At 67.9% G+C, this 24,290-nt stretch carries 20 protein-coding genes and 1 CRISPR repeat array; of the genes, 15 read left to right on the forward strand and 5 right to left on the reverse strand.

The window, feature by feature from the left end; translation table 11 throughout:
- Positions 1–96: 96 nt before the first annotated feature.
- Positions 97–1,863: an MNIO family bufferin maturase gene (gene bufB / locus ENSA5_RS03800; RefSeq protein ID WP_106390185.1), complete on the reverse strand. Its 1,767-nt coding sequence runs from the start codon at positions 1,861–1,863 to the stop codon at positions 97–99.
- Between the two features lie 101 nt (positions 1,864–1,964).
- Here bufB and ENSA5_RS03805 point away from each other — a divergent pair, with 101 nt between their 5' ends.
- Positions 1,965–2,429, forward strand: a complete 465-nt coding sequence (locus ENSA5_RS03805) for a hypothetical protein (RefSeq protein WP_181197343.1) — start codon at positions 1,965–1,967, stop codon at positions 2,427–2,429.
- A gap of 28 nt (positions 2,430–2,457) precedes the next feature.
- Here ENSA5_RS03805 and ENSA5_RS03810 read toward each other — a convergent pair whose 3' ends face one another.
- The 3 genes from ENSA5_RS03810 to nth all read right to left on the reverse strand — a co-directional run bounded on the left by ENSA5_RS03810 (position 2,458) and on the right by nth (position 5,151).
- Positions 2,458–3,195: a site-2 protease family protein gene (locus ENSA5_RS03810; protein WP_106390187.1), complete on the reverse strand. Its 738-nt coding sequence runs from the start codon at positions 3,193–3,195 to the stop codon at positions 2,458–2,460.
- Positions 3,196–3,247: 52 nt separating this feature from the next.
- The gene (locus ENSA5_RS03815; RefSeq protein ID WP_106390188.1) at positions 3,248–4,279 is read right to left on the reverse strand and encodes a hypothetical protein; all 1,032 of its coding nucleotides are present in this window, start codon (positions 4,277–4,279) and stop codon (positions 3,248–3,250) included.
- A gap of 140 nt (positions 4,280–4,419) precedes the next feature.
- On the reverse strand, positions 4,420–5,151 hold the full coding sequence (gene nth / locus ENSA5_RS03820; protein WP_106390189.1) for an endonuclease III: 732 nt from the start codon (positions 5,149–5,151) through the stop codon (positions 4,420–4,422).
- 78 nt (positions 5,152–5,229) lie between these two features.
- Between nth and ENSA5_RS03825 the strand changes: the two genes are divergently transcribed.
- The 4 genes from ENSA5_RS03825 to ENSA5_RS03840 all read left to right on the forward strand — a co-directional run bounded on the left by ENSA5_RS03825 (position 5,230) and on the right by ENSA5_RS03840 (position 10,288).
- A complete protein-coding gene (locus ENSA5_RS03825) occupies positions 5,230–7,437 on the forward strand; it encodes a CotH kinase family protein (RefSeq protein WP_106390190.1) in 2,208 nt (735 codons plus the stop codon).
- Positions 7,438–7,685: 248 nt separating this feature from the next.
- The gene (rnk, locus tag ENSA5_RS03830; RefSeq protein WP_106390191.1) at positions 7,686–8,099 is read left to right on the forward strand and encodes a nucleoside diphosphate kinase regulator; all 414 of its coding nucleotides are present in this window, start codon (positions 7,686–7,688) and stop codon (positions 8,097–8,099) included.
- A gap of 306 nt (positions 8,100–8,405) precedes the next feature.
- Positions 8,406–9,065 carry a Uma2 family endonuclease gene (locus tag ENSA5_RS03835; protein ID WP_258182722.1) on the forward strand — a complete coding sequence of 220 codons (660 nt, stop codon included), beginning with the start codon at positions 8,406–8,408 and terminating at the stop codon, positions 9,063–9,065.
- A 233-nt stretch (positions 9,066–9,298) separates the two neighbouring features.
- Positions 9,299–10,288, forward strand: a complete 990-nt coding sequence (locus tag ENSA5_RS03840; protein ID WP_146155295.1) for a hypothetical protein — start codon at positions 9,299–9,301, stop codon at positions 10,286–10,288.
- A gap of 189 nt (positions 10,289–10,477) precedes the next feature.
- A CRISPR array of direct repeats spans positions 10,478–10,755; the repeat unit is 27 nt; unit sequence CGACGAAGACTCTCAGTCCGGGATTTC.
- A 62-nt stretch (positions 10,756–10,817) separates the two neighbouring features.
- Here ENSA5_RS03840 and ENSA5_RS03845 read toward each other — a convergent pair.
- Entirely contained in the window at positions 10,818–12,899 is a 2,082-nt protein-coding gene (locus ENSA5_RS03845; protein ID WP_106390194.1) for a PrkA family serine protein kinase, read from the reverse strand.
- Positions 12,900–13,217: 318 nt separating this feature from the next.
- Here ENSA5_RS03845 and ENSA5_RS03850 point away from each other — a divergent pair, with 318 nt between their 5' ends.
- The 10 genes from ENSA5_RS03850 to ENSA5_RS03895 all read left to right on the forward strand — a co-directional run bounded on the left by ENSA5_RS03850 (position 13,218) and on the right by ENSA5_RS03895 (position 24,074).
- The gene (locus tag ENSA5_RS03850) at positions 13,218–14,324 is read left to right on the forward strand and encodes a DUF444 family protein (protein WP_106390195.1); all 1,107 of its coding nucleotides are present in this window, start codon (positions 13,218–13,220) and stop codon (positions 14,322–14,324) included.
- Positions 14,325–15,833 carry a SpoVR family protein gene (locus ENSA5_RS03855; protein WP_106390196.1) on the forward strand — a complete coding sequence of 503 codons (1,509 nt, stop codon included), beginning with the start codon at positions 14,325–14,327 and terminating at the stop codon, positions 15,831–15,833.
- Between the two features lie 297 nt (positions 15,834–16,130).
- The gene (locus ENSA5_RS03860) at positions 16,131–16,952 is read left to right on the forward strand and encodes a PP2C family protein-serine/threonine phosphatase (protein WP_181197344.1); all 822 of its coding nucleotides are present in this window, start codon (positions 16,131–16,133) and stop codon (positions 16,950–16,952) included.
- 113 nt (positions 16,953–17,065) lie between these two features.
- Positions 17,066–18,493, forward strand: a complete 1,428-nt coding sequence (locus tag ENSA5_RS36970; protein WP_181197345.1) for a ferritin-like domain-containing protein — start codon at positions 17,066–17,068, stop codon at positions 18,491–18,493.
- Between the two features lie 10 nt (positions 18,494–18,503).
- Positions 18,504–20,042, forward strand: coding sequence for an ArnT family glycosyltransferase (locus ENSA5_RS03870; protein ID WP_106390198.1), 1,539 nt, complete (start codon positions 18,504–18,506; stop codon positions 20,040–20,042).
- Positions 20,043–20,045: 3 nt separating this feature from the next.
- The gene (locus tag ENSA5_RS03875; protein WP_146155296.1) at positions 20,046–20,765 is read left to right on the forward strand and encodes a hypothetical protein; all 720 of its coding nucleotides are present in this window, start codon (positions 20,046–20,048) and stop codon (positions 20,763–20,765) included.
- Positions 20,766–21,104: 339 nt separating this feature from the next.
- Positions 21,105–21,419, forward strand: a complete 315-nt coding sequence (locus ENSA5_RS03880) for a DUF2849 domain-containing protein (protein WP_106390200.1) — start codon at positions 21,105–21,107, stop codon at positions 21,417–21,419.
- The gene (locus ENSA5_RS03885) at positions 21,419–23,089 is read left to right on the forward strand and encodes a nitrite/sulfite reductase (protein WP_106390201.1); all 1,671 of its coding nucleotides are present in this window, start codon (positions 21,419–21,421) and stop codon (positions 23,087–23,089) included. The genes ENSA5_RS03880 and ENSA5_RS03885 overlap by 1 nt, the downstream gene beginning before the upstream one ends.
- Entirely contained in the window at positions 23,076–23,618 is a 543-nt protein-coding gene (locus ENSA5_RS03890) for a DUF934 domain-containing protein (protein ID WP_181197346.1), read from the forward strand. Before ENSA5_RS03885 ends, ENSA5_RS03890 begins: the two co-directional genes overlap by 14 nt.
- A gap of 60 nt (positions 23,619–23,678) precedes the next feature.
- Positions 23,679–24,074 carry a DoxX family protein gene (locus ENSA5_RS03895; protein ID WP_106390203.1) on the forward strand — a complete coding sequence of 132 codons (396 nt, stop codon included), beginning with the start codon at positions 23,679–23,681 and terminating at the stop codon, positions 24,072–24,074.
- The last annotated feature ends 216 nt before the right edge of the window (positions 24,075–24,290 follow it).

The raw sequence follows: 24,290 nt of genomic DNA on the forward strand, positions 1-24,290 counted from the left end.
GCGCCCAGATCAACCGAGACCAGGCCAGATCAACCCAGACCCCGACCGCGGATCCTGGCCAGACGCGCAGTCACAGCTCTCCTCGGCGCCCGCGAGTCAGGTCGGGTTGAGCACGCGGAGGATCAGCCCGGCCTCGACCCACTGGTGGAGCCAGCTGGCGACCTGCTGCGGGTCTGCGTCGGCTCCGGCCTCGCCCTCGACCTCGCCACCCGACGCGGCCGCACAGATCTCGAGGAAGGTCTTGCCCTCGAGCAGGGCCTGCAAGGCGGCGGCCTCGTCGGCTGGAACGTCGCGGTGATAGACCGTCATGTCGCGGCGCCAGATCAAGGTGTGGCCGGGCGCGGGCGGGTGGTGCCTGCGCGCGAGCTCCAGCGACTGGCCCTCGCGGCACAGCGTGAACATCGGCGAGAAGGGCCGCGAGGTCGCGCGCAGGCGGACGGTCTTGCTGGGCACGAAGCGCAGCTGCGGCCAGCTGTCGAGGGCGACCTCGGCCAGGTCCGCGGGCGCGAGGGGCTGCTCGTCGGCGACGACGAGGATCTGGACCCGGTCGAGCTCGATCCACGCGACCTCGATCAGCTCGGCCTGCTGCTCGCCCTCTTCGTGCTGGGTCAGGAAGCTGGGGAAGTCCCGGGAGTAGCGGCGCAGATCCGGCTCGCGCGAGGGGCTGACGAGGACGTAGTCGGTCACGAGGTTGTGGAACTGAACGTGCCCGAGCATCCACGCGACGGTGGGGAAGTGCTGCTCGAGCACGCCCGCGAGGCGCCAGTAGTAGTCGTTGGCGTAGACCTCGAGCCGCTCGACTCGGGGGAAGCGCTCGGTCTCGGCGAAGGTCGCCTCGGCGGCCTCGCGGACGGCGGCGGAGCTGGCCGCGAGCATGTCGCCCGCGCCGGTCGGGAAGGTGATCACCTTCCACATCAAGGCCTGGGCGGCGTCGAGCTCGTCGGTCCCGGCGGCCTCGGCCTCGGCGTGGAGCCGGTCGAGATCGACCTGGGGGGGCCGGGGCGCGAGGTCGAGACGCAAATCGGCCGCGTCGCCGAGGACCTCGCGGGCGATCTGGGCCGCGCGGCGCTGCTCGGCTTTGAGCTCGTCCCACGCGGGGGTGTCTTCGTCCCACTCGACGAGCGAGGAGACCGGGCCCCAGCGCGTGAGCGCGTCGCGGTAGAGAGCCCAGACCTCGTCGGGCACGGCCCCGAGGTGCGAGTCGAATTTGTAGTTGCCGCGGTCGCTGTGGTTGGCGAGGTGAAACTGCCACACGCGCTCGCCCGGGATCCCGTCGAGGTACTCGCTCGGGTCCCAGCCGTGGTTCGTGCAGCTGACGATGATGTTGTTGAGATCCAGGAGCAGCCGACAGTCGGTCCGGGCGCTCAGCTCGGCGAGAAATTCCCACTCGCGCAGGGAGTCGCCGCGGTGGCTCAGGTAGGTCGAGACGTTCTCGAGCACCAGGGGCCGCCCGAGCGCGTCCTGGACCCGCGCGACGCGCTCGGCGACCGCGGCCAGCGACTGCTCGGTGCGCGGCAGGGGCAGCAGGCAGTGGCTGTGGAGGCCGCGGTGGGTGGCCCAGCACAGGTGGTCCGACACCCACGCGGGCTCGACCTGGTTGACGAGCTCGCGGAGCCACTCGAGGTACTCGGGGTCGGGCGCGTCGATCGAGCCGACGCCCAGCGACACCCCATGCAGCACCACGGGCATCTGCTCGCGGACCCGCGCGAGGGTCCGCGCCGGCCGGCCACCTTCGCCGAAGAAGTTCTCGCTGACGACTTCGACCCAGTCGACGTCGAGCCCCTCAGCTAGCGCGCGCGCGTAATGGCGCGTCCGGAGGCCCACGCCGTGCCCGAGGTAGGGCCGCTTGCTGCCGTTCGCCATGCGCAACCGAGCATCGAGTGTACGCAAGGACGAGACCGGGTGTCGAGATGACCCACCGGCTGTACTTGCGCCAAATGGTGCCAGACGGCCGCGAGGATGGGGTGCTGGGACGGTCGTCACCGCTGCGCAAGTGGGCGACGGGGCCCGAACTCGGCGAGACTCGCGTAACCTCCTCGCCACGACCGGCGATCCTCCTCGGCCTCGGCGCCGAGGGTCCAGAACACGAGATCAAGACCATGACCAAGAACAGCAAGCAATTCATGTCCGCCTTCGCCCTGTCCGCCGCCGCCCTATTCTTGGGCGGGTGCAAGAAGACCGAGGCGACCACCGACCCCGGCACCGCCGCGGACGCGACCGCCAGCCCAGGTGACGCGACCGCCGACGAGCAGGTCAAGTGCTTCGGGATCAACGAGTGCGCCGGCCAGAGCGTGTGCGCGGTCAGCAAGCCCGACCTCGGCATCGAGCACGCGTGCGCGGGTGAGAACGAGTGCAGCGCCAAGGGCTGGATTCAGACCACCCGCGGCGAGTGCGACGAGAAGTCCGGCGAGGTGCTCGGGACGCTCTGAGCGCCCTCAGCGGCCTCTCAGCGGCCTCTCAGCGGCCTTGAACCTGCTGCAGCATCTGAAAATTGTTGTAGCCGAGCAGCGCGAACATGATCGCGATGAAGTAGTCGCCGGTCACGATCAGCCCGGCCACGGCGACGACCGCGGCGGTGCCGATCCCGAGCTTGAGCGCGGCCGCCCACGAGTCCCGGGGGCGGTACTTCTCGAGGATCGCCTTGGCGATGTGACCGCCGTCGAGGGGCTGAACCGGGAGCAGGTTGATCAGGCCCCAGAAGATGTTCACGAAGATCAGGAAGATCACGAACAGCTCGAGCCGGCCCCCGCCCGCGCGAATGTCGGGGCCGCTGCCGATCCCGATGCCCGGGAGCAGCTGCGCGCTGTGGCCGCTGAGCAGCACGCCCGCGAGGACCAACCCGCCGAAGATGAAGCCCGCGCCCGGGCCCATGAAGTCGATGAGGATCCGCTCCTTGCGAGACTGACGCGTGGGGCTGAAGATCGCGAGGCCGCCCATGCTGTGGAGCACGATCCGCGGGGGCCAGCCGTAGGCCTTGGCCGTGATCGCGTGGCCCAGCTCGTGAACGAGGATCGACACGAACACCGCCGCCGTCCACAGCGCCATGCCCACGAAGATGTTGACGCTGGCGCCGCGCACGGCGACGGCGCCGAACACGATCGAGATCAGCCAAAACATCGGGTGCACGCGGACCGGGATCTTGCCGATCGAGAAGTGCACGTCGAACTTGGTGGGCTGCGGCTCGGCGGTGAACACTCCCGCAGGCTAGCAGCCTTTCTTTGCGCCTGCTGGTCGAGTTCGCGCCGACTCAGAGTCGGAACTTGAAGGTGAAGCCCTGCTGCTTGGCCTTGAATTTGGCAAACGAAGCTCCCTTGACCGAGTTCGCCACGCACTTGCCGACCGAGCTCGAGGCGTGCTCGTCGAGCGGGCGCGCAGAGATGACGGCGCCGGTCGAGCCCTTGACCGAGAACTTGATCGCCACGGTCGCACCGGTTCCGCACGACTTGGCCGCGGCCTTGACCGGGCGAATGCCCGCGAGGATCTGGCTCTGGTCGAGCTTGTTGGCCAACTCGGAGCTGGGCGCGGGCTGGTTGGGCTCGGGCCCGACCTTGGCCGCGCTGCCCTTGCACTTGGGCAGGTCCTCGTTGAGCAGGCAGTCGACGTCGACCTCGCTCGCGCTCTTGGGGGTGGCCTTGGCGGGGGAGGCGGGGGAGGCGGTCGTGGCCTTCGTGGGCCTGGGCTTGTTGCGTTTACTGGGCTTGTTGCGCTTTCGTGGCTTGCGGGGCTTCGCGTCGACCGCCGCTGCTTCGGCGGGCGCGGCCTCGGTCTCGGTCTCGGTGGCCTGCGCAGCTTCTTGATCCCGCGGCGCCTCGCTACCGCTGTCCTCGATCGCCGCTGGGACCGCGATCGCCTCGTTGGTGACCTGGGGCGGGTCAGGCTCGTCGAACAAGATGATCGCGCCGAAGCCGAGCAGGCCGAGGCTGAGCACGGCGACGAGGATGTACAGCGGCGCCCTCGACTCGCGCGGCTCGGGCTCCGACGCGGGGTCGGTGGCGGGCGCCACGGTCGGCAGCGGCTCGGCGGACAGGGCGTTGAAGCCACCGCCACCAAAGCTCGGGATCATCTGTTCGGGGTCAGCTCCGCGACCCGTCGCGGCGCCGGAGGTGCCGCTGTCGATCATGGCTCGCATGGCGCGGATGTCGATCAGGCCGGAGCCTTCGCTTGCAGGCGCGGCGGCCGGCCGCCGGACCGGGGCGAGCCCCGCGAAGCTCCCGAGCGAGAACAGCACCGACTCTTCGCTGCGCTGCCCCGTCATGTCTGAACTGCCTTTGTTGCTCATCGCGTCCTCCAGGCTCTCGCGTCGAGAGTCTGACTGGATAAACGTCAACGGCCCGGCGAATCATTCGACCTGATGCGAGCGATTTTTACCGCGCCCGCGCCCGCGCCGAGGGCGTCGGCGGCAGCGGCGATCCGGGCCGTCTACTTCGCGCGCGCCGCCGCGAGCTTCTTCTTGGCCGCGGCCGCCTTGAGCCGCTCGCTGGCCTCGCGTCGGGTTTGATCGTTGGCCCTGCGCTCGTCTCGAATCCGCTTCTTGCTCGCCGCCCACGCGCAGATCGGGCACTGCTCGAGCTCGTGGAATTGGGCCGGGCAGTGCTCGCGCCCAAAGTAGATGATCTTCAGGTGCGCGTCGGCCCAGCGCGACTCGGGGAAGACCTTCTTGAGGTCGCGCTCGGTCTGGACCACGTTCTTGGCCTTCGACAGGCCCCAGCGCGCGGCGAGGCGGTGAATGTGGGTGTCGATCGGAAACGCGGGCACGCCGAAGGCCTGAGCCATGACCACGCCCGCGGTCTTGTGGCCGACGCCGGGCAGTGACTCGAGGCCCTCGAAGTCGGAGGGCACCTCGCCGTCGAAGTCCTCGACGAGCTGCTTGGCCAGGGCCTTGACGCGCTTGGCCTTGGTCGGCGCGAGGCCGAGGGTCTTGATGTGGTGGAGGATCCGGGCGACGGGCAGCGCGGCCATCTTCGCGGGGGTCGGGCCGTCTTCGAACAGCGCGGGCGTGACCTCGTTGACCCGCGCGTCGGTGGTCTGGGCCGAGAGCAGGACCGCGATCAGCAAGGTGAAGGCGTCGTTGTGGCGCAGGGGGATCGCGGGGGTGGGGTAGAGCTCGTCGAGGATCGCGAGGATCTTCTGAGCCTTCTCGGCGCGGGTCACAGGCCGGAGGGTACACACCTCGGCCTTCGTGGCCCAGGCACAGCGCCGTCGACGCGCGAACTCTGTTACATTGCTCGGATGCGTTACGTGGCCCTTGCGACCGTGCTCGTGCTCGTGCCCCTCACCGCTGCGGCGGTCGAGCCCGTCGAGGTCAGCCCCGAGCGCGGCCTGTTCGAGGACGCGGTCGCCTTCCCGGTCGAGCTGACCTGCGCGACGCCAGGCGCGACGATCACCTACACCCTCGACGGCAGCGATCCGCGGACCTCGCCGTCCGCCCTGACCGGGCCCCCGGGCACCCAGGTGATGATCGATCCAAACGCCTCGCTCGCGCCCGGCGTGGTCCTGCGCGCCTACTCGACCTTCGAGAACGACCCGCCCGGACCGCTCCGAGCCCACACCTACATTTTCTTGCCCGACGTGCTGACCCAGCCCGCCGAGCTCCCCGGCTGGCAGACCTACGACTACAACGGCAGCGGCGGGCCGGCCCGCCACGACTACGAGATGGATCCGGCGATCGTCGACGATCCAGCCTACGCCGACGAGATGGTCGCGGCGCTGACCGAGATCCCGACGATGTGTCTCTCGGCCGAGCTCGGCGAGCTGTGGTCGGCCTACCGCGGCGACGCCGAGATCATGGCCTCGATCGAGCTGATCTTCCCCGAGGGTGACAGCGAGGACACGACCGGGGGGATCGAGCGCCACAGCCATGACCGGGTCAAGAACTCGATCCGGCTGTCGTTCAAGTCCGAGTACGAGGATCCAAAATGGAGCACGGATCTGCTCCAGCGGGGCCCGCAAAACGGCGCCAGCGCGACCGACAAATTCGATCGAATGGTGCTGCGGGGCGGCAATAACCGGAGCTGGGCGCGCAACTGGAACCCCGATCGGACCACCTACGCGACCGATCAATGGATCCGCGACACCACGATCGAGCTGTCGGGCGTCGGCTCGCACGGGACCTTCGTCCACCTCTACCTCAACGGCGTGTACTTCGGGCTCTACAACCCGGTCGAGCGCCTCGACGAGTGGTTCACGAGCGCCTACATGGGCGGGTCCGACGAGGACTGGTTTGCGATCAGCCACGCGGGCCCCAAGGGCGGCGACCCGGCGCGCTTCGACTACTTGTCGGGCCCGCTGGTCGCGCTGGACATGGCCGAGCTCGCCAATTATCAGGAGCTGCGCGAGTACGTCGACGTCGATCTGCTCGCGGACTATCTGCTGGTCCACTGGTACGCGGGCGTCCGAGACTGGCCGCAGAACAACTGGTGGGGCGGCAACCGCAACGTGCCCGCGAGTCCGTTCATGTTCTTTACCTGGGATGGCGAGTGGTCGTTCGGCGTCGGCCAGGGGTCGCCGGATCAGCCCCAGGGCCACCCCGACTTCGTCGCGGAGGCTGGCAAGGACTCGAACTCCGCGAGCGCGCGGGTGTTCAACTCGGCCAAGGACAGCCCCGAATTCTTGATCGCGTTCGCGGACCGGGCCTACCGCGCGCTCTACAACGACGGCGCCCTGCGTGACGACCGCGCGCGCGCGCGCTGGCAGGCGCTCAACGACCACCTGAGGACCCCGGTCGTGGCCGAGTCGGCCCGCTGGGGCGACGCGGTGATCGGCGGCTCGACGCGTACGCGCGACGAAGACTGGCAGGCCGAGGTCGACTTCCAAGACGCGTACATGGACGGCGCGGCCGCGAGCTTGATCTCGGCGCTGCGGGCCGAGGGCTACTATCCGCTGGTCGATCCGCCCGTGTTCTACGACGGGCTCGCGCGGATCGAGGTGACCTCGCTCGAGCTCGAGCCCGAGACGATGTTCACGGTCCACGTCGAGCTCGACGGCGGCGCGGGGACCCTCTACTACACCGTGGACGGGACCGATCCCCGGGCGGTCGGGGGCCAGCCCGTCGGGCAAGATGGCGGGGTCGCGGTCGACGTCGAGCTGCTCTCGCCAGCGGTCCTGCGCGCGCGGACCCTCGACGGCAACGAGTGGAGCGCGCTGCACCTGCTCGAGCTCGAAGATCCTGCCGCGGGCGACGGAGACGGCGATGGCGACGGCGACGGCGGCGGAGATGGGGATGGCGACACAGACGGCAGCGGCGACGGAGACACAGGCGGCGACGACGACGGTGACGGCACCGATGGCGGCGCTGACGGTGGCACGAGCGCGGGGGTCGTCGACGGTGGCGGCGGCGAAGGCTGCAGCTGCACGAGCGGCTCCAGGGACGTGCCCCCGATCGCGATCTTGAGCCTCGTGGGTCTGTGCTTCGGTCTCTCGCTTTCGCGCCCTCGCTGAGGTGGCCCCCCGGGGGCGAGGAAGGGGCGAGGAAGGTGGCGAGGCGGGCGCTGTGGGGGTTTTTCGAAGCACACGCCCGATGAGAGGGGCGAAGCTCCCGCCTTTTGGACCCACGATCTCGATCGCGTTTTCAGAGCCGAGAGTGCAACCTTCAGTAGGGGCTGGCAGCTCGGGCCTAACGAGGTACCCTCTATCGGCATGCTGCCCGGACGAGCGTCCGCGGCGGCTTTTTGTTCACGAGGAAGCACATGACCAACCAGCTGCCCGAGATCATCATCACCGAACAGGACTTCGAACGTCTCACCGGCCTCGTGGCCACGCTGCCATCGAGCCACGCGGTCGCCGAGCAGCTGTCGGTCGAGCTCGACCGGGCCTCGTTGGTCGAAGCCAACAAGATCCCGGCCGACGTCGTCACGATGAACTCGCGGGTCCGTATGGAAAACGCGGCGACCGGCGAACAGCACGACGTGACCTTGGTGTACCCACGTCAGGCCGACTTCGCAGACGGCAAGCTGTCGATCCTCGCCCCGATCGGGGCCGCGCTGCTGGGGCTCCGGGCCGGGCAGTCGATCGACTGGCCCGTCCCCGGCGGACGCACGAAGACGATGCGGGTGGTCGCGGTCCAGTGGCAACCAGAGGCCGCGGGTGAATTTGACATGTAGACCTAGCAGCCCGTGGTGCAATGCATCGTGTCGCCTCGCGCCGGAATTTTCGCCGAGGGCGCGAAGCCAAAACGCCGCTGTACCGGAATCTCCGGACTCAGAGACGCCGATTTGGTCGTTGGATCAGTGGTTCGCGGGAATCTCCGGACTCAGAGACGCCGATTTGGTCGTTGGATCAGTGGTTCGCGTGGGAATCTCCGGAAGCGTGCCGTGCTGCGGCGGCAGTTGCGCGTGTCCTGTGTCACCGCAACTTTGCCGCAATTTCATGGGCGCCCGCGCCCAACCGAGGAGACTCTCGGCGGGTCCATGGCCGCCAACTCGCGTTGCTTGCTGCCGGAGCGGCTGTCGCCGCCGTTGGGGGTTCTTACCTCGCGGCACTGCTATCGTGATCCCGTGAGCTCCGAAGCGCCAGCGCCGCGGATGACCTACGCCGAGTACCGTGCGCTCGAGCGCGAGGCGAAGACGAAGCACGAGTACTTGCGCGGCAAGGTATTCGCCATGACTGGCGGGACTCTCGAGCATGGTCGCCTCGCTGTGCGCATGAGCCATCTGCTCACGCGGGAGCTCGAGGCTCGGCCATGTCGGGTGTACTCCTCAGATGTGCGGGTGCGCGTGGATGCGACGGACCTCGATACCTACCCGGATGTCTCGGTTGTCTGTGGCGAGCCCGAGACTGCCAAGTCCGACGCTCACGCGCTGCTCAATCCGATCATGCTCGTCGAAGTGTTGTCGGACTCGACCGAGGCCTACGACCGCGGGCAGAAGGCCTCGCACTACCGCCGGATTCCCTCCCTCCGCGCCTATCTGCTGGTCTCGCAGCATGAGCCGAAGCTCGAGCTGCAGGTACGCGCGGAGGATGGACCTTGGACCTTGCGTGAGGCTGGGGCGGGGGAGCGGCTGGTGATCGAGCCGCTCGGGATCGAGCTCGACGTTGACGAGGTCTATCGCCAGCCGCCGGCCCGCTGAAATCTCCGGACTCAGCGCTAAATCTCCGGACTCAGAGAAGCCGATTTGGTCGTTGGATCAGTGGTTCGTGTAGGAGCGCCGCCCCGTCCCACCGACGAGCCGAAAATCTCCGGACTGAGAGAAGCCGATTTGGTCGTTGGATCAGTGGTTCGTGTAGGAGCGCCGCCCCGTCCCACCGACGAGCCGATCAGAAAATTCTGCAACACCGCCGCTCCCGGGCCGATGACCCTCGCGTGGCCACCTCCGCGCAGAAGCAAGCCAGCGCCGCCCGTCGGGCGACCAACCGGGCCCGAGGCGAGACGCGCGGTTACGAGCGCGTCCGCGCTCGGCCTATCTACGCCGGCCGTCGCTACAAGATCAACCGGCGCTGCATCGGCCGAATAATGTTGTTCGCGCCGGGCGCCGACCCCGCGGAGCTCGCCAACCTCATCGGCTATTGCCTCGCTCGCGCCGCTGCCAACAACGAGGTCCAAGTCCACGCCAGCCTATGGATGTCCGACCACCACCACACGGACGTGACCGATCCCGATGCCAACCTGGTCCCATTCAAACAGCAACTGCACAGTCTAGTCGCCCGTGGCCGCAACGCTCGACTGCGCCGGTTCGACAGCGTCTGGAGCGGCGCACAGGCCTGCGACACCCGTCGACCGACTGACGACGAGTCGCTGATCGATCTCGTGTACACACTGACCAACCCCGTCAAGGCGGGGCTCGTGAAGTGGGCGCGGCAATGGCCAGGCTTCACCACGATCGGCTGGCGCTTCGGCGAGACCCGGACCTTCAAGCGGCCAGATTGGTTCTTTGACGACAACGGCGACATGCCGGAGGAAGTCTCGCTGACCTTGGTGCGGCCACAGATCTTTCCCGAACTCGACGACGATGCGCTCTACGCCAAGTTGATGGAAGCGGTTCGCCAGCGCGAGCTCGAGATTCACCAAAGCATGCGTCTGCGAGGGCGACGGTTCATGGGGCTGCGCAAGCTCGCCCGACAGCGCTGGAATTGTGTGGCGCAGAGCTTCGAGGAGCGATTCTCGGTTGCGCCCAAGCATGTGGGCTCGAGCGAGAGGCGGGTGTTGGCAGAGGTTGGGCGCGATCGTGAGTGGGAGCGGCAGTACGCGGCTGCTCGAGCGTTGCTGCTTGCCGGGAAGCCGGCGATGTTTCCTGCAGGTACGTACTGGCTGCGGCGCTTCGCGGGCGTCGACGTGGCGGCGCAGGCTCCGTAGTGGGCGGGCAATAGAGTGACGGCGGGGTCGCGCGAGCCATCCCGCCGTCGTGTATTGGTTCGGCGGGGCTGAGCTGCGAGTCGAGCGGTGGATCGCCAGGCTTTATCGCCTTCGCTGATCGAAATTAGTGCCGCAGTTGTGACTCGAACGTGGCCGGAGGCCCACGCGGGCCCCGACCCCGCCGGCCCACGACGAAGACTCTCAGTCCGGGATTTCGGATTCGGGATTTCCGCGGGCCCCGACCCCGCCGGCCCACGACGAAGACTCTCAGTCCGGGATTTCGCGACGAAGACTCTCAGTCCGGGATTTCCCAGTCCGGATTTTCCCGACGAAGACTCTCAGTCCGGGATTTCGGCCGACGACGAAGACTCTCAGTCCGGATTTTCAACGACGAAGACTCTCAGTCCGGGATTTCCGCGGGCCCCGACCCCGCCGGCCCACGACGAAGACTCTCAGTCCGGGATTTCCCGCCGGCCCACGACGAAGACTCTCAGTCCGGGATTTCCGGATTTCGTCGCCTCAGTCCGGATTAGTCGCCCTTCATTTCGCCGCGGGCGAAGATGCTGGCGACATAGGTGAGCACGTCGGAGGCCGAGGCCTCATCGTAGCCGTAGTCGCGGATCAGCCGCTGCTTGACCACATCGATCTTCTCTTGCGACTCCTTGTCGACCACGCTCGAGACCAGCGAGGTCAGCTTGATGCTGTCTTTTTGATCCTCGAACAGCTTGAGCTCGAGGGCCTTGTAGAGCCGCTCGTTGGTCCGGAAGTCGAACTGCTTGCCCTCGACGGCGAGCGCGCCGATGTAGTGCATGATCTCGCGGCGGAAGTCGTCCTTGCGGCTCTCGGCGATGTCGATCTTGGTCTCGATCGACCGCATCAAGCGCTCGTCCGGCTCCTCGTCCTGGCCCGTGTACTGGTTTTTGACCTTCTCGCGCTGGGTGTAGGCCTTGACGTTGTCGATGTAGTTGGCGCACAGCCGCGCGATCGCGTCTTCGTCGGCGCTGATCGCCCGCTGGACCTCGTTCTTGACGATGTCCTCGTACTCTTGCTTGACGACGGCGAGCAGCTCGCGGAAGCGCTTGCGCTGATCTTCGCTGGTGATCAGCGAGTGGTTGCGGACGCCCGACTCGAGCTCGTTCATGAGCAAGAAGGGGTTGATGTTGGCCTGGCCGCGATCGCTGACGAGGCAGTTGGCGATCTTGTCCTGGACGTAGCGCGGCGAGATGCCGTCCATGCCCTCGCGCTTGGCCTCCTTGCGCAGCTCCTTGACCGAGTCCTGGGTGAACCCGGGCATGGTCTTGCCGTCGTAGAGCTTGAGCTTCTGGAGGACCGAGAGGTTCTGCTTCTTGGGCTCCTCGAGCCGGGTGAGCACGGCCCACATCGCGGCGACCTCGAGGGTGTGCGGGGCGATGAAGCGGCCGCGGACCTTCTTGGGGTTGTAGTCCTTGACGTAGATCCGGATCTCTTCTTGGAGCTTGGTGATGTAGGGGATGTCGATCTTGACCGTGCGGTCGCGCAGCGCCTCCATGAACTTGTTCTCGAGCAGGCGCTCGTACTCGGCCTCGTTGGTGTGGCCGATGATGACCTCGTCGATGTCGGTCTGGGCGAACTTCTTGGGCTTGATCTTGCGCTCCTGCGTGGCCCCGAGCAGGTCATAGAGGAAGGCGACGTCGAGCTTGAGGATCTCGACGAACTCGATCACGCCGCGGTTGGCGACGTTGAACTCGCCGTCGAAGTTGAACGCGCGGGGGTCGGTGTCGGACCCGTACTCGGCGATCCGGCGGTAGTTGATGTCGCCGGTCAGCTCGGTCGCGTCCTGGTTCTTCTCGTCCTTGGGCTGGAAGGTGCCGATCCCGACCCGATCTTCCTCGCTGATCAGCATCCGGCGGACGCGGACGTGCTGGATGACCTTGGCCCAGTCGCCGCGGTAGATCGCCAGGAGCTCGCGGAAGATGAAGCGACACGCGGGGTTGAGCTGGCCGGTGACGTAGGGCGTGAAGGGCTTGCGCCCGGTCTCGGGGTCGCCGGGGTCGCACAGCCCGAACTCGCGGATGGCCTGGTCGCGCCACTCGGGCGGGATCAGCTTGAGCGGCTCCTCGTTCATCGGCGAGCGGAAGATCTCCTCACCCGCGGTCAGGTAGCGCAGCTCCTCGGGGAGGGCCCACTCGTAGGTGTACAGCGCGCCCTCGGGCGTGCGGCTGTACTCCTCGAAGCCCTTCTTGAGCAGGCGGACGATCGTCGACTTCGACGAGCCGACCGGGCCGTGGAGCAAGATGATGCGCTTCTCGGTCCCGTAGCGCATCGCCGCGGCCTTGAGCACGTTGACGAGGCGCATCAGCGGGATGTCGAGGCCGTAGATCGCGTCGCGGCCGCCGTGGCTCTCGTCCGAGAAGAACTTGTAGCGCGTGATCTTCTTCTTGTTGTCGACGTAGTTCTCGACCCCGGCGGCGAGGACCATGTCGTAGAGCCGCTCGTGCGAGGTCCGGGTGATCCGCGGGTTGTGCCGGACCATGCCGAGGTACTCCTCGAAGCTCCCGGACCAGTGCAGGTCCTCGTAGCGTTGGTAGTCCTGGAGCGCGGCGATTTGAGTGACGAGGCTTTGCGTGCTCATGGCTTGCTGGGCTCGTGGTCGACGTGAATCCGGCGCCCGCTGGCGTGGCGGCGTGACGCGAACGGGGTCGGGGGTCGACCACGGCACCACCAAGCATACGACCGAAGTCGGCCCAGCGGCCACCGAGCGCGCCCGGCGACTCCAGGTCGGCCGGATCGGGTGCTGGGCCGGGTGAGGGAGGTCATGTGTGTGTGACACGTTCACCCGGCGCCAGCGGCCGGGCGGGGGCCCGAGACAATTGGTCCCCAGCCGCGGAGGCCAGCGGTGCTACAATCCGGTCCCGCGACGCGCTCCGGCGCTCCGGGCACCGATCACGGCATGATTTCGAGAATCGAGAAGGACCACCGGCGCTTCCGCGAGATCGTTCGGGGTCGGATCCGCGAGAACCTCCGCCGCTACGTGTCGCGTGGCGACATGATCTCGCGCAAGGGCAAAGAGACCGTCTCGATCCCGATGCCCCAGATCGACATCCCGCGCTTCGTCCACGGCGACAACAAGGGCCAGGGCGTCGGCCAGGGCGAGGGCGAGCCTGGCGACCCGATCAGCGAGGGGGAGGGCGAGCCCGGGGCCGGCAAGGCCGGCGAGGGCGAGGGCGACAAGGCCGTCGAGGTCGAGGTCACGCTCGACGAGCTCGCCGCGATCATGGGCGAGGAGCTGGGCCTCCCGCGCATCGAGCCGCGCGGCTCGCAGAACCTCGAGACCGTCAAAGATCGCTACGTCGGGCTGCGCACGACCGGGCCCGAGAGCCTCCGGCACTTCAAGGCCACCTTCAAGCGGGCGCTGCGCCGTCAGATTGCGATGGGCACCTACGACCCCAAGCGCCCGATCATCGTGCCCGTCCGCGAAGATCGCCGCTACCGCTCGTGGAAGTCCGAGCCCAAGCCCCAGAGCAACGCCGTCATCATCTACATGATGGACGTCTCGGGCTCGATGGGCGACGAGCAAAAAGAGATCGTCCGGATCGAGAGCTTCTGGATCGACACCTGGCTGCGCAGCCAATACAAGGGCCTCGAGTCGCGCTACATCATCCACGACGCGACCGCCCGCGAGGTCGAGCGCGAGGTGTTCTTCTCGACCCGCGAGTCCGGCGGCACCATGATCAGCTCGGCCTACCGCAAGTGCGCGGAGCTCGTCGAGCGCGAGTTCGACCCGTCGAACTGGAACATCTACGCGTTTCACTTCAGCGACGGCGACAACTGGTCGGTCGACGACACCGCCGCTTGCATCCGGCTCCTGCGCGACACGCTGATCCCGGCCTCGAACCAGTTCGGCTACGGCCAGGTCGAGAGCCCCTACGGCTCGGGCCAGTTCATCAAGGATCTGCGCGCGGCCTTCGGCGAGGAAGAGCTGCTCGTGACCAGCGAGATCAAGACCAAGGACGACATCATGGACTCGATCCGCGAGTTCCTGAAGGGGGGTCGCTGAGTGGCCACGCTGCCCCAACACCTCGCCGAGCTCCAGGCCGAGATCGAGACCTACGCGAGCGAGTACGGCCTCGACTTCTTCACCACGATCTACGAGGTCGTCGACTACCGGCAGATGTGCGAGATCGCGGCCTACGAGGGCTTCCCGGTCCGCTACCCGCACTGGCGCTTCGGTATGGAATACGACCGAATGATGAAGAGCCAGACCTACGGGCTCTCGAAGATCTACGAGCTCGTCATCAACACCGACCCTTGCTACGCCTACCTGCTCGAGGGCAACAGCCTCGTCGATCAGAAGCTGGTCATGTCGCACGTCTACGGCCACTGCGACTTCTTCAAGCACAACCGCTTCTTCTCGCACACCGACCGCCGGATGATCGACGGCATGGCCAACCACGCAACCCGCGTGCGTCGGCACATGGACCGCCAGGGCGTCGACGCCGTCGAGAGCTTCATCGACGTGTGCCACTCGCTCGACAACCTCATCGACCCGTGGCTGCCCTTCCGCAAGCCCAAGCCGGCCCGGCGCGAGCCCAGCATCGAGATGCCGATCCACGTCGGTCGGATCACCAGCGGCGACCACGAGCGCTCCTACCTCGACGAGTACATCAACCCGCCCGAGTTCATCGAGGAGCAGCGCAAGCGCGCCGAAGAGGAGCGCGAGCAGCGACGCAAGATCCCGCCCCGGCCCGAGCGCGACCTGCTCGGCTTCTTGCTGCTCCACGCGCCGCTCGAGCCCTGGGAGGCCGACGTGCTCGGGATCATTCGGGAAGAGGCCTACTACTTCCTGCCCCAGCGCCAGACCAAGATCATGAACGAGGGCTGGGCGACCTACTGGCACTCGAAGCTGATGACGACCCGCGCGCTGCGCGATGACGAGCTCATCGACTACGCCGAGGCCGCCTCGGGCGTCACGGCGATGGCGCCCAACCAGCTCAACCCCTACAAGATCGGCGTCGAGCTGTACCGCGACATCGAGGAGCGCTGGAACAAGGGCAAGTTCGGCAAGCAGTGGGACGAGTGCGACGACCGCCAGCTCCGCGACGACTGGGACCTGGGCCTCAACCTTGGGCAGTCGAAGATCTTCGAGGTCCGCCGGCTCTATAACGACGTCACCTTCATCGACGAGTTCTTCACCCTCGAGTTTTGCCGCCGCAACCGCTTCTTCACCTTCACCGAGAATCGGCGCTCGGGTCGGCACGAGATCGAGTCGCGCGACTTCAAGAAGATCAAGGACACGCTCTTGCAGCAGCTGACCAACTTCGGTCAGCCTTTCATCTACGTCGTCGACGCCAACTACCTCAACCGGGGCGAGCTGCTCCTCGCGCACCGCCACGAGGGCGTGGATCTGCGCCTCGGTTACGCCCGCGACACGCTCCGCAACCTCGAGCGGATCTGGCGACGACCGGTGTCGATCCTCACAACCGTCGACGACAAGCCCAAGCGGATCCGCTTCGACGGTACCGAGATCCAGATCGCCGACGAGCCCGAAGCCTGGCGGGTCTCCTAGCAGCCCGGGGTGCAATCCCTCGCGCCGCCTCGCTTGGCCTTTTCGCCGAGGGCTTTGTCGCCAAAACTTGCAGTACGCCCGGTACAGCGGCGTTTTGGCTTCGCGCCCTCGGCGAAAATTCCGGCGCGAGGCGACACGATGGATTGCACCCCGGGCTGCTAGCAGGCCCCCCAAAAGGGGGCTTGGTTGGAGTCGCGCATCCTCCCGAAGGGTGGGGGGGCTCGGCAGGCTGAGGGCGGAGGGGGCGAATTTGCCGGTATGAGGCCGGGCGCGTGGGGTCGTGATATGGTCCGGGAGATGCGTTTGAGCGCCTGGCCGATCACCGACGTGGGTCGGGTCCGCAGCCACAACGAAGATTCCCACCTCGTCAACGATGAGCTGGGCCTGTTCCTCGTCGCCGACGGGATGGGGGGCCACGCCGGTGGCGCCCACGCCAGCCGGACCTGCGTCGACGTGGTGTCGCGCGTGGTCCAGCGCGGGCTCCAAGGCCTGTCCGACATGCCGCGTGAGATCGCCCAGTCGGCGGTCAACGATCTGCTCGGCGCCGCCGCCAGCGAGGCCAGCGCCAGGATCTTCGACCACGCCCAGCACGAGCCCACGCTCCACGGCATGGGCACCACGCTGACGGGCATGCTGTTTCACCAGGAGCGCGCGCACATCGTCCACGTCGGCGACAGCCGCTGCTACCTGTTCCGCTCGGGCGTCGCGCGGCAGCTGACCAACGACCACTCCTGGCTCAACGAGCAGGTCCAGGCCGGCCTCCTGACCGAAGAAGAGGCCGCGCTCAGCGACCTCAAGCACATCATCACGCGCTCGGTCGGGTTCGAGCGCGAGGTCCAGGCCGACGTGCTCACGGTCAACGTCAGCCCCGGAGACGCGTTCTTGCTCTGCTCCGACGGGCTGTGCAACTACATCGAGCTCGACGAGCTCGCCGAGCTCGCGCGCCAGCACTTCTACGCGGACCTTCCGCGGGTGTGCATGGACATCGCGCTCGAGCGCGGCGGCGAGGACAACATCACCGTCGTCGTGATCGGCGCGTCCAATGGCGCCGACCGCAGGCGCGGTCCCCGACCGCAGCGCAAGACGATCGCCGACACCCTCCCCCCGGTCGACGGCTGAGCTCCGGCAGCGCGCAAAAACCAGAGGCGCGAGCGACCGGACGCACAGCGACCGGACGCACGGCCGCCGCGCGCAGGATGGCTGCGGACCTAAAAGAAAGATATGTTCCGACCATGCGCGATACCGAGGTGCTCCGACGTCGGCTCTGGGCTCAGATCGGGCTCCCGCTGGCCACAGCTGCGCTGCTGAGCGGGTGTGACAGCAGCCCCGAGGTCAAGCCGGTCAAGGTCGAGCGAGACCAGGTCGACGACAGCAAGGCCGAGGCCAAGGCCGACGGCCAGAAGGTCGCCCGAAAGACGACCAGCAGCGCCGCCCCGGGCTACGTCCCGCCGGGGCGGATCGAGGACATCCCCGACGGCGAGTTCGACTACTTCGGTCCGGCCCGCGATCCCTTCACGGACCACGAAGAAGAAGACGGCTGCCCGGCCGGCGACTGGTGCGGCAAGCCCGAGGACGCGCGCAAGTTCGCGGTCCAGCACATCCCCGACAAGCTCGGGTGCCCGTCGAAGATCATCGCCCAGCCCCAGGTCACCAACACGCTCAAGAAGAGCGAGAAGCGGTGGGACGGCCTGTCCTTCCACCCGATGATGCAGGGTCGGCTGATGACCTCGGTGACCGAGGAGAAGCGCGCCGCGGGCAACAAGGACATCTGCTGCTACCACTGGTTCGAGTACTGCTCGGGCCGGCCGCTGCTCGACGGCGACGACATGGTCGTGGCCGAGCTGCGCGAGGGCTCGGGCTGGTCGTGTGATCCCGCCGAGGTCGCGGCGCCCGCGGACCGCCCCGACAGCCAGCTCGACCCGGCGACCCGCGCCCGGCTCGGGCAGCTGTGGGCCGAAGACGGGCTGATGGAGCACGCTGCGATCGCCGCGTTCGAGCGCGCGACCCTCGAGCTCATGGCGATGGCCGCCCCGCCGAATTTGCTCGGCGAGGTTCAGGCCGCCGCCGCCGACGAGGTCGAGCACGCGACGCGCTGCTTCGGGCTCGCGGCCCGCTTCTCGGGCCTCGCCCGCGAGCCCGGGCCGCTGACCTCGCTCGAGCCGCGCGTGCGCGGGCTCGCGAGCGCCTCGCCCGAGGCGCCCGAGGTCGCCGAGGACTGGGTCCGGCTCGCGCTCGACACCTTCGTCGAGGGCTGCGTCGGCGAGACGATCGCCACGCTCATCGCCCGCCGGGCTCAGCGGCGCTGCGAAGACCCCGCAACCTTGACCGTGCTCGCGGGCATCGTCGACGACGAGGGCCGCCACGCGGGCCTCGCGTGGCAGACGATCGCGTGGATCGCCGAGGCGAGCGGCCCCCACCGCGAGCTGGTGCTCGCGGCCCTCGAGCGCCAGGCCGAGGCCATGGCCGCCGAGGCCGAGCGCGCCTGCGAGCAGCTGCCGCCGCCCGATCCCCAGGCCGAGATCCTGGCCCGCTACGGCCGCTGCGATCGCCGCGTCGAGCTCCTCGCCCGCCGCGACGCGTGGACCGATCTCATCCTCCCGACCTTCCGGGCCCTCGCCGACGCTGACGCCCGCGAGCGCGGTCCAGAGGCCTGGACCTGAGCAGCCGGCCTTGACCGAAGCCCCCCAGACCTCCGCCGCGGCGCGGCTGACGAGTTGGCTGGCCGCGGACCGCAAGCGCCGCTGGTGGGTGCTGGTGCTGTTCGTCGCGGCGCTGATCGTGCGCCTGCACTGGAACCTCGAGGTCCACCCCCTCGGCGGCTACATCTACTCGGACATGAAGGGCTACTGGGGCCGGGCCGACGCCCTGCTCGACGACCCCTTCTCGGTCCGGGAGTACGACGCCTTCTTCCCCTTCGGGACCACGTGGCTGGTCGCGGGGGTCAAGTGGGTGTTCGGGCGCGACAGCTTCAGCGCGATCGCGACGGTCTACGCGATCCTCGGCGCGTCGATCGTCGCGGCCGCCTACGCGATCGCCGATCGGGTCATGGGCGCGCGCGTGGCCTGGGTCGCCCCCGCGGTCGGGCTGTTCCTGGTCGCCTACTACCCGCTGATCGCGATCGGCGGCTACGTGCTCAGCGAGCTGCCCTTTAGCTTCTGCCTGACCATGAGCCTGCTGCTGCTGATCCGCCTCGTCGACGACGGGCGGGCCCGCGACGCGTGGCTGCTCGGTATCCTGCTTGGGGTCGGCGCGCTGATCCGGCCGCAGATGCTGCTGAGCGTGGCGCTGGTCGGCCTGTTTTGGCTCCTGACCCGCCTGGTCATGGGCGGCGACAACCCCTACGCCAAGCTCGGCTGGGGCCACATCGCGCGGATCGCCGCGCCGCTCTTGCTGCTCGTGACGATGGCCTCGGTTCGCTTTCACATCCACACCGATCGCTACGGCCTGGTCTCGGAGAACAGCAGCATCAACCTGATCTTCGGGCGCTGCCACAACAAGGGCATCTACTCGCGCCGCGACGACGCCGGCCACGGGACGATCCGCTTCTCGCCGCCGCCGCTGATCCAGCTCGAGGCCCACAGCGAGCGGAGGCCCGACTCGCTGATCCAGGTCCGCTCGGTCTGGGGCGACCACCCCGAGCCGGTCGCGGGCGTGCCCGGCTTCGCCGTCGACGAGTTCGGGTGCACGCGACGCAAGTGCCGTCAGCCCGGGAGCGAGATCGAGTACCGCGGCTACATCGGCGACCGCGAGATCCACAAGAAGATCGTCAAGGCCTGCATCGAGCGCAGCGGGTTCTCGCGCCAGGCCTACTTCACCTTCACCCACTGGGTGATGCTGTGGAAGACCAACCTGATGTGGCCCGACCAGGCCAACCCGCGCCCGCGCTCGGTCGTCAAGCGCGAGGGCTGGCGGCACCGCCAAGAGATCTGGGCCCGGGTCCACCGCGGGCTGCTGATGGTCCCGGCGCTGCTCGGGCTCGGGTTCGTGTTCACGGCCCGGCGCCGACCCAAACAGGCGCTGGTCTCGCTCAACTTCTGGGCCCTGATGCTGATCGTGGGCATCTGGCTCGGCGGGATTCGCTTTCGTGTGCCCTACGACCCGATCATCGTCCTCCTCGCGGCGTTCAGCTATGGGCTCGCGTGGGAGCAGCTGCGAAAGCTCGTGGCCCGGCGCCGAGGCAGGCGCGGCCCGAGTTTAGGAGATGGGTAGTCCGTGAGGCTCGGACTCGAGCTTCAGCCCGAGCGGGCGTTCATGCGTCGGCTCGACTCGGTTGAGATCCGCGAGCTGCCCGGCTTCGTGCGTGGTCGTCATCGGCTGCCGAGCCAGCACGGGCGCGCGGGGGAGCAGCTCGTCCACGAGCTCGGCGAGCAGGCCCTCGGCGAGGAGGTCCGCGTGGTCTACGACTCGGCCAAGCTGCTGCTCGGGCTCCGCCGCCGGCAGCTCGATCGCGCCGTCGCGTTTGGCGGGGGCAACGTCGACGCGCCGCAGTTTCACTTTGTCCTCGACCTCGGCCTCGACCCGGCCGATGCCTCCCGCGCGCTGTGGCAGCGGCGGGTGATCCTCCGCGTCGGCCCGCGCGCGCTCCCGGCCGAGTTCGACAGCGTGTTCCCGGTCTCGTGCGACGAGCTCGTCGTGCCCTTCGCGACCCAGGCCGACGAGACAAAGAGCGCTCGCTTCGACCGCGTGGTCGAGCGCCTCGAGGACTTCGCCGACAGCCACGGCGGCGGCGTCGACGAGGACGAGGACGAGGGCTGGGCCAGCCTCACGACGGCCGACGGCAGCCGCATCGCCCTCGACCTCGGCGCCCACGAGCTGAGCCTGCGGATGCTCGGGACCTCCGGCAGCCGCGAGCTCCTCGTCGAGGCGCAGCGTCGCTTCACCGATCTCGCAGAGCCGATCGTCTCGGTCCTCGAGACCGGCGCGCGGATCTGATCCTCGTTGCGCCATCTCGGCCTCGATATCGGCACCAGCTGGGGCGAACCCAGCCTCGAGGAGAGTGGACGCGGGCGGTCAGGGCGAGGGTTGGTGTCGCTGGTTCGACGGCGCGATCTTCGGTGCTCGGGGGCCGTGGCCTCGCTACGCCTTGCGTTTTCTGCGCGCTCGCCAGACAAGGCTATTTGCCGGTGTTCTCTGTTATATTTGTAATCAATCTAAACACCATCTAAAGCTCGATATTCGATGAATGCAGACCGGAGACAGAATTAATCTTCATTTCTATCGTGGATTGCCGTGTTAGCAGCGTGCTTAGCTTCGCCGCAACGGAGCCGACCCATGAAGCTTTGGATCATCACTGGCAGCGCGACCGACGACGGCGCACCGATCTACCTCCAGACCGGCGCTCGCTGGACTCGAACCTTGAGCGCGGCCGAGCCCGTCGCCGACGACCAGCCCCAACACAAGCTCGCGCTGCTCGAGGCCGCGCGGGCCCAGCAGCGGATCGTCTGCGATCCCTACCCGATGGAGGTCCGGCGCGGCTCGGATGGCGAGCTCGCGCCGATCAGCCTGCGCGAGAAGATCCGCGCCGAGGGTCCGACGATCTTGCGGGTCGGCGCACCGACGTCGCGCCCCACGGCCGTGAGCGCCTGATGTACCGCTACGACCACTACGATCAGACGATCGTGGATCAGCGCGTCGCGCAGTTCCGCGATCAGGTCTCGCGCCGACTCAGCGGTGAGATCAGCGAGGACGAGTTCAAGCCGCTGCGCCTGCAAAACGGGCTCTACATGCAACTGCACGCGTACATGCTGCGCGTCGCGATCCCCTACGGGCTGCTGTCGAGTCGCCAGCTGCGCAAGCTCGCCGAGGTCTCGCGCAAGTACGACCGCGGCTACGGCCACTTCTCGACCCGGCAAAACATTCAGTACAACTGGCCGCGGCTCCAGGACGTGCCCAAGATCCTCGCCGAGCTCGCGACGGTCGAGATGCACTCGATCCAGACGAGCGGCAACTGCATCCGCAACACGACCTCGGACCACCTCGCCGGGGTCGCCCGCGACGAGCTCGTGGATCCCCGGGTCTACTGCGAGATCATCCGCCAGTGGTCGACCTTCCACCCGGAGTTCGCGTTCTTGCCCCGCAAGTTCAAGATCGCGGTCACCGGGGCGCCGACGGCCGACCGCGCGGCTGTGCGCGTGCACGACATCGGCGTCCGCGTGGTCCCGGACCCCGAGGGCGGCGATGACTATGGCTTCCAGATCCTCGTTGGCGGCGGCCTCGGTCGGACGCCGCGGATCGCCCAGGTCTGCCGCGAGTTCCTGCCCCGCGAGCAGCTCCTGAGCTACCTCGAGGCGATCTTGCGCGTCTACAACCGCCACGGTCGCCGCGACAACAAGTTCAAGGCCCGGATCAAGATCCTCGTTGGCGCCCTCGGGATCGCTGAGTTCAAGGGCCAGGTCGAGGAGGAGTGGGCCCAGATCCGCGACGGCGCGATGACGCTGACCCAGGCCGAGTTCGATCGCGTGGCCGCCTACTTCCAGGACCCCGACTACGCCGAGCTCGAGCCCAGCGATCTGTTCGTGGACTCGCTGAAGCTCGGCAAGGATCGGACCCTCGGGCGCTGGGTTGCGAGCAACGTCATCGGCCACAAGATCCCCGGCTACTCGATCGTGATGGTCTCGCTCAAGCCCAAGGGCAAGCCGCCGGGCGACGCGACCGCCGAGCAGATGGAGCTCGTCGCCGATCTCGCCGACCGCTACGGCTTCGGCCGCGTGGTCGTGACCCACGAGCAGAACCTCGTCCTGCCCGACGTCGAGAGCCGCCACCTGCCCGAGGTCCACGCCCAGCTGAGCGCGAGCTCGCTCGCCGAGCCCAACGTCGGCAAGGTCACCGACATCATCGCGTGCCCGGGCCTCGACTATTGCAACCTCGCCAACGCCCGCTCGATCCCGATCGCAACCGAGATCGGCGAGCGGATCGACGATCTCGACTACCTCCACGACCTCGGCGACATCAGCCTCAACATCTCGGGCTGCATCAACGCCTGCGGACATCACCACGTCGGCAACATCGGGATCCTCGGGATCGACAAGCAGGGCGAGGAATTTTACCAGCTGATGTTGGGCGGCTCGTCGAGCGACGACGCCTCGCTCGGGCGGATCCTCGGCCCCGCGTTCCCGCGCGCCGAGGTCGTCGAGGCCGTGGCCACGGTCCTGCGCACCTACATCGACCAGCGCGAGTCCGCCGACGAGCGCTTCCTCGACTATGTCCGCCGCGCGGGCTTCGAGCCCTTCAAGGAGCGACTCTATGGCGACGCCTGAGACCCCGCAGCTGCACCCCGGCGCCCGCCGGATCATTCGCATCGGTGACGCCGGGCCCGAGATCGTCATCGATCACTGGCAGCGGCTCGGCGACGATGACCCGCTGCCGAGCTTCGACGCGCTCCCCGTCCTGGTCTCGCGTTCGCGCGCGGCGGCCGATCGCGCGGCCCTCGACGCCCGCGTTGGCTCCTGGGGCGTGTGGCTCGCTGGCGACGCGGCGCCCGAAGATGTTGCGCCGGAGGTCCTCGGCCTGCCGCTCGTAGCGATCGTTGTGCCCAAGTTCACCGACGGCCGCCACTTCTCGCTCGCGACTTTGCTCCGGACTCGCTACGGCTTCGTCGGTGAGCTGCGGGCGGTCGGTGACGTGCTCCCGGATCAGCTGTTTTACATGCGTCGCTGCGGCTACACGTCGTTCGAGCTCAAGCCCGGCAAGTCGCTCGACACGGGCCTGCGGACCCTCGACGCGTTCTCGGTCAGCTACCAGGCCGCGGCCGACGACGCCCGGCCGCTCTACCGTCGGCGCGTCTGACACTGCTGCGAGCGCGGGAGCCCCAGTGGCTCGGGTCCGATCGGCGGTCCAAGATCCAGCATGATCTTTGACACCAAGGGCGTGACCGCTGGGTACTGGGCCGCGACCGGGCTGCTCGGCGCCGCGCTGCTCGGAGGCGGGATCATGGATCTGGTCGGGCCGCCGGAGCTGGTCGAGACCCTCGAGAGCCTCGGCTACCCGCTGTATCTGATGCCGCTGCTCGGCGTCGCCAAGCTCCTGGCCGGCGTAGCGATCTTGGCGCCCAACTTTCAGCGGCTCAAGGAGTGGGCCTACGCCGGGGTCGCCGTCGACTTTCTCGGGGCCTCGTACTCGCACGCGGTCAACCAGCAGTTCGATGACATGGCCACGCCGCTGCTGCTGACCGTCTTGATGTTCATGTCGTGGTACCTGCGGCCCGCCCACCGCGAGCTGCCCGACGTGGCCACGGCCGCGTGACCTGCGGCGAGGGACTCGATGTTCCCCGTGCGTTGCGCCTCCCATGGACGCAGCAAACAAGCGCCCGAACACGCGTCTCGAGCCCCCTTCTAGCAGCCCGGGGTGCTAGCAGCCCGGGGTGCAATGCATCGTGTCGCCTCGCGCCGGAATGTTCGCCGAGGGCGCGAAGCCAAAACGCCGCTGTACCGGGCGTACTGCAAGTTTTGGCGACAAAGC

Source organism: Enhygromyxa salina, assembly GCF_002994615.1.
Taxonomy (GTDB): domain Bacteria; phylum Myxococcota_A; class Polyangia; order Nannocystales; family Nannocystaceae; genus Plesiocystis; species Plesiocystis salina_A.